This window comes from Sutterella sp. (genome assembly GCF_052272535.1).
GTDB lineage: Bacteria > Pseudomonadota > Gammaproteobacteria > Burkholderiales > Burkholderiaceae_F > Sutterella.
This window is the reverse complement of sequence record NZ_DAVZJY010000344.1, coordinates 1-1643: the sequence shown is the minus strand read 5'-3', so window position 1 is coordinate 1643 and position 1643 is coordinate 1. Positions and strand designations below refer to the sequence as shown.

Below are 1643 nucleotides of genomic sequence, written 5' to 3'. Positions count from 1 at the left end.
CCCGGCTTTCCCGGAACTGCGGGCGTCCTGAGCGCCCGCGGCTCCTCACGGGCCGTCCGGATCCCGAACCATCAGGAGCAATCTTGGGAGAACCGTCTTATGGCGACCGCAGCCCAGCTCATCCGCGTCGAGGGACTCGTCCAGGGCGTGGGGTTCCGCCCCACGGTCTGGCGCATCGCCGTCGCGCTCGGCCTCACGGGCGAGGTCTACAACGACCCGCAGGGCGTGGGCGTGCACCTCGAAGGGGACCCGGCGGCGCTCGCCGCCTTCCCCGACGAACTTCTGCGCGAAAAGCCCCCGCTCGCCCGCATCGACTCGATCTCGGCCTTTCCGGCGCAGGTGAAGGGCTTCGCGTCCTTCAGAATTGCAGCGTCCGAGCACGCCGGCGCCGTCACGACGATGATCACCGCGGACGCCGCGACCTGCCGCGCCTGCTTTGCGGACGTCTTCGACCCGGCGAACCGCCGGCACCGCTACGCCTTCACGAACTGCACCCACTGCGGACCGCGCTTCACGATCACGCGGCGCCTCCCCTACGACCGTCCGCAGACCTCGATGGCGGTTTTCCCCATGTGCCCGGCGTGCCTCGCCGAGTACGAGAACCCCGCCGACCGGCGCTTCCACGCGCAGCCCAACGCCTGCCCCGTCTGCGGCCCGCAGCTCGCGTGGACGGACGCGGCGGGCCGCGCGCTCACGGGCGACCCGGTGCGTGAAGCGGCTGCGGCCTTGAAGCGCGGCGAAATCGTCGCCCTGAAGGGCATCGGGGGCTTCCACCTCGTCTGCGACGCACGAAATCCCGCGGCCGTGAAGCGCCTGCGCCAAAGGAAGGGCCGCGACGAAAAACCCCTTGCCGTCATGTGCGCCGGCGTCGCCTCCGCGCGCCGGTGGGTGGAGGTCTCGAAGGACGAGGAGGCGCTTCTCCTCTCCCCCGCCCACCCGATCGTGCTCTGCCGCAAGACGCCGTCGCTGCGGCGCGCCGAAGAAGAGGCCCCGGAGTCGCCCGCGGCCCTGCCCGGCATTGCGCCGGGACTCGCCGAGGTGGGCATGATGCTCCCCTATACGCCCCTGCATGCGCTGCTCCTTCACGCCCTCACGGGCGAACCCGAGGGAACCGCCTGGATGGAAGCCCCGCAGGAGCCGCTCCTCGTGATGACGAGCGCCAATCCCGGGGGCGAGCCCCTCGTGATCGGCAACGACGAGGCGCTCGCGCGCCTCGGGCGCATCGCCGAGCGCTTCCTCATGCACGACCGAGAGATCCTCGTGCGCTGCGACGATTCCGTGGCGCGCGTCGTGGATTCCGGGGTCCTCTGGGTGCGCCGCGCCCGCGGCGTAACGCCCGAGGCGGTGAAGATCCCGAAGGTGGAGAAAGCGCCGGACGTGCTCGCCCTGGGGGCGTTTCTCAAAAACGCCGCCGCCGCCACCCGCGGCGACGAGCTCTTCCTCACGCAGCACATCGGCGACCTTGAGAACGTCTCGTCGTGCGAAGCGCTCGATCTCGCCGTCGCTCACCTGGAGCGCATCCTCGAGAAGGCGCCCCAAGCCTACGCCGCGGACCTTCATCCGGACTTCTATTCAACCCGCCTGGCCGGGCGCCTTGCCGAAGAGAACGGGAAGCCCTTCATTCAGATCGCGCACCACGCCGC

At 70.6% G+C, this 1643-nt stretch carries 1 protein-coding gene; it reads left to right on the top strand.

Annotated features, from left to right (window positions below; translation table 11 throughout):
• Window positions 1–99: 99 nt before the first annotated feature.
• A partial coding sequence (gene hypF / locus ACT6Y9_RS10850) for a carbamoyltransferase HypF (RefSeq protein WP_443744539.1) occupies window positions 100–1643 on the top strand: 1544 nt, incomplete at its 3' end.